At 60.9% G+C, this 3621-nt stretch carries 5 protein-coding genes; all 5 read right to left on the bottom strand.

Annotated elements, in window-relative coordinates; all coding sequences use genetic code 11:
• On the bottom strand, positions 1-663 hold a 663-nt coding region (locus ENZ75_RS25050; RefSeq protein ID WP_128278393.1), incomplete at its 3' end, for a DNA alkylation repair protein.
• 9 nt (positions 664-672) lie between these two features.
• Positions 673-1542: an NAD(P)-dependent oxidoreductase gene (locus ENZ75_RS25045; protein ID WP_024503308.1), complete on the bottom strand. Its 870-nt coding sequence runs from the start codon at positions 1540-1542 to the stop codon at positions 673-675.
• A gap of 112 nt (positions 1543-1654) precedes the next feature.
• Entirely contained in the window at positions 1655-2476 is an 822-nt protein-coding gene (locus ENZ75_RS25040) for an ABC transporter permease (RefSeq protein WP_024503307.1), read from the bottom strand.
• Positions 2473-3192 (bottom strand): ABC transporter permease, encoded by a 720-nt coding sequence (locus ENZ75_RS25035; protein WP_024503306.1) that lies wholly within the window; start codon positions 3190-3192, stop codon positions 2473-2475. The genes ENZ75_RS25040 and ENZ75_RS25035 overlap by 4 nt, the downstream gene beginning before the upstream one ends.
• Positions 3193-3272: 80 nt before the next feature.
• On the bottom strand, positions 3273-3621 hold a 349-nt coding region (locus tag ENZ75_RS25030; RefSeq protein WP_128278392.1), incomplete at its 5' end, for a transporter substrate-binding domain-containing protein.

The following is a 3621-nucleotide window of genomic DNA, read 5'->3' as shown; positions in this document are numbered from 1 at the left end:
GGTCAGCTCCCTTACGGCGTCCTTGCCGATCCAGCGCGCCGTCTTGTCTGCCGACTGCGCCAGTCGTTCGGCGACAGCCAGGGCGGCACCGTGCATGTTCATCGATCGCTTACCGATCGACCGAAGCGCCCAGTTCACGGCTTTCTTCACGAAATTGCGGCTGTCGTTCGCGTGCGTTTCGATGATCGGCAGGAAGGAGAGGAAGGTCGCCCCTGGCTCCTGCTTCCGGTGGACGACAGACCAGGCCATCATGGCGAAGGCCGTGCGCCGAACGAACTCCCGCTCGTCGGCCGCAAACTCGGCGATCAGTTCTTTCCAGGCGTCCGTATCGACAAAGAGATCCGAGACGCCGTCGACGATGTCCCAGGAGTCGAAACTCGCCGCCCATCGTCTTGCATCTCCAGCAGAAAACCGTTTCGGGTCAGCCGTGACGGAGGCAATGAACTGCGCCTCCATGATGCCGCTGTCCCATAGCTCGAAGGCGCGCTCGTGGTTGCGTTTGATCGTCCGCGCGATCTGCCGCTGCATGCCGTGCGAGATGCCAAGTGCACGGTCGATCTTGATGCCGTAGCGCAACATGCCGAGGCGGTTCTGCTCGGATCCGATGGCGCGAAGATGGGCGACGATTTCCGCGGCACTGGATTGAGGCGAGAGCTCTGCCACGGCAGAGACCTATTTTTCGAGACGGGCGAGCAGCGAGGACGTGTCCCAGCGCTTGCCGCCCATCGCCTGCACATCCTTGTAGAACTGGTCGACGAGTGCGGTGACCGGCAGTCTGGCGCCATTGCGGTCGGCCTCGGCCAGGCAGATGCCGAGATCCTTGCGCATCCAGTCGACGGCGAAGCCGAAATCATATTTGCCGGCGTTCATCGTCTTGTGGCGGTTCTCCATCTGCCAGGAGCCCGCGGCGCCCTTGGAAATCACCTCGATCACCTTCTCGATGTCGAGCCCGGCCTTCTTGCCGAAATGGATGCCTTCGGCCAAGCCCTGGACGAGACCGGCTATGGTGATCTGGTTGATCATTTTGGTGAGCTGGCCGGCACCGGCCGACCCCATCAAGCCGACCATGCGGGCAAAAGCGTCGATGACAGGCTTCGCTTTGTCGAAAGCGTCCTGCTCGCCGCCGACCATCACGGTCAGCACGCCGTTCTCGGCGCCGGCCTGGCCGCCCGAGACCGGCGCATCGAGAAACGAAAACCCGCCGGCTAGCGCCGCCGCCGCCAGCTCGCGAGCGACCTCGGCCGAGGCGGTGGTGTTGTCGATGAAGACCGAACCCTTCTTCATCGATTTGAAGGCGCCTTCCGGACCGGTCGTCACCGAACGCAGATCGTCGTCATTGCCGACACAGGAGAACACAAAATCCTTGCCCTCGGCGGCCTGCGCAGGGGTCGCCGCCAGGCTACCGCCATGCTGGCCAACCCATTGCTCGGCCTTGGCCTTGGTGCGGTTGTAGACGGTGACGTCATGGCCGCCCTTGTTCTTCAAGTGTCCGGCCATCGGATAGCCCATCACGCCAAGACCGAGAAATGCCACAGATGCCATGAGCTTGCCCTTCAGAATGGAAACGGAATTTGCTGCGAAAGCTCTAGGCTCTGCGCTCAATTCGTCAAGACGCGTATAGCCTGATCGACTGGTGCAGCCGAATCGAAAATCGTCAGCGTTTCAGGTGAACGGTGATCCGGCGCTCGATCCATTCGACGCCATGCCGCAATATCTCGACCATCACCAGATAGACGAGGGCGACCCAGATATAGGCCTGGATGTCGAACGAGTTGGCGAAGGCGAGCTTGGCATTGCCCATCAGATCGTAGACCGTGATGATGGCGACGATGGCGGACGCCTTGACCATCAGGATCAGTTCGTTGCCATAGGGCCGCAAGGCGACGATCAAGGCTTGCGGCAGGATGATCTTGCGCAACGTCTGCAGCTTATGCAGGCCAAGCGAGGCCGCCCCTTCCCATTGCCCTCTTGGCACGCTCTCTATGGCGCCGCGCAGAATCTCCGCCTGGTAGGCGGCCGTGTTGAGCGCAAAGGCAAAGACGCCGCAATTGAACGCGTCCTTGAAAAAATCCCAGAGGCCGACCGACTGGAGTTCGACGCGGAACGAGCCCAATCCGTAGTAGACCAGATAGGTCTGGACCAGCAGCGGCGTGCCGCGGAAGAAATAGACGTAGCAATAGGCGAGGCCGGACAGGATCCGGTTGCTGGACATGCGCCCGTAAGCGACGGGCACCGACAGGATCGCGCCGAGTACCATCGATATGGAAACCAGCGCCAGCGTGACCCCAAGCCCGCTCAGATAAGCCGGCGCATATTTGGCAAAGAAATCAGGATTCCAGGCAAGGAAGAGATAGCTGACGATGCCGATTCCGAACAAAATCCATAGGCCCACCAGCGCGTAACCGGCGATACGCCTGCGCGGCCAGCCGCGCGCCCGTGGCGGCGGACGTTCGACCATGGTGGCCGTGGCGCTCATCGCTGCGCCTCCCGCCGGCCAAGCGAGCGCAGGATCGCATTGGTGGCGAAGGACGACAGGACGGCCAGGCCAAGAAAGACCAGCGAGGCGACGCCGAAGAACAGGAAAGCGTGCTTGGTGACGCGGGCCGCAATGCTGGCATTGCGCAGCGTCTCGGCCAGGCCGACGACCGACACCAGCGACGTGTCCTTGAGCAGGCTGAGCCAGCAGTTCTCCAGTCCAGGAAACGCGATGCGCAGCAGTTGCGGCACGATCACCTTGCGCATGGTCAGCCAGTTCGAAAGACCGATGGCATAGCCGCCCTCATACTGGCCTTTGGGAATGGCGCGGAAGGCGGAAAGGAAAACCTCACTGGCATAGGAGGAGAAGATCAGTGCAAGCACGATCATGCCGGCGACAAAGCTGTTGACGTCGATGGTGACGTCAGGCCGGAAATACCTGACGAGATGCTGCAGCAGGATCGGCATGCCAAAAAAGAACAGGAAGAGCGTCACCAGTTCTGGCAGGCCGCGAAAGACGGTGGTGTAGATGTTGGCGGCAAGGCGCAGCGACGGTTCTTCGGACTGCTTGGCGAGTGCAATGAAAAAGCCGATCGTCAATCCGATGGGCAGCGTGGCAAGCGCCAACGCAATGGTGATCAGTGCGCCATAGGCAATATCGTCAAGCCAGCCTTCAGGTCCCCAACTGAGAAGTGTCCATATGCTCTGGGCTGGCATCGACCGGTCTTATCCTCACGGCATTCCCAAGACGAATAGAAAGACGGCGGGGAAATTCCCCGCCGTCTTGACCTGGCTTATCAGGACTCGGCGCCGTAGACGTCGAACTTGAAATACTTGTCGTTGATTTCCTTGTATTTTCCATTGGCGCGAATGGCGGCGATGGCCGAATTGAGCTTGTTGACCAGGTCGGTTTCGCCCTTGCGTACGGCAATGCCGGCACCAGGCCCGAAAATCTCGACCGGCTGCGGCGAAGGTTGGCCGAGGATCTTGCAGCAGGCGCCGTCAGGCGAGTCCAGAAACTGCTGCAGCACGACGATATCGTCCTCGATGGCGTCGAGACGACCATTGGCAAGATCGGCCTGCTCCTCGGGGCTGCTCGGATAGCCCTTCACGGTGCTGTCGGTGTAGGTCTTCGAGGCATAGTTG

It is taken from the genome of Mesorhizobium sp. M7A.F.Ca.CA.002.04.1.1 (genome assembly GCF_004022805.1).
In the GTDB taxonomy this organism is placed as follows: Bacteria; Pseudomonadota; Alphaproteobacteria; order Rhizobiales; family Rhizobiaceae; genus Mesorhizobium; species Mesorhizobium ciceri.
Note: the sequence above shows the minus strand (reverse complement) of the source record. Positions and strands in the feature narration are given on the sequence as shown.

Bases quoted from the DNA above. Each gene is read 5' to 3' on its own strand.
- ENZ75_RS25045 (WP_024503308.1), bottom strand. From the start codon at position 1,542: ATGGCATCTGTGGCATTTCTCGGTCTTGGCGTGATGGGCTATCCGATG.
- ENZ75_RS25040 (WP_024503307.1), bottom strand. From the start codon at position 2,476: ATGAGCGCCACGGCCACCATGGTCGAACGTCCGCCGCCACGGGCGCGC.
- ENZ75_RS25035 (WP_024503306.1), bottom strand. From the start codon at position 3,192: ATGCCAGCCCAGAGCATATGGACACTTCTCAGTTGGGGACCTGAAGGC.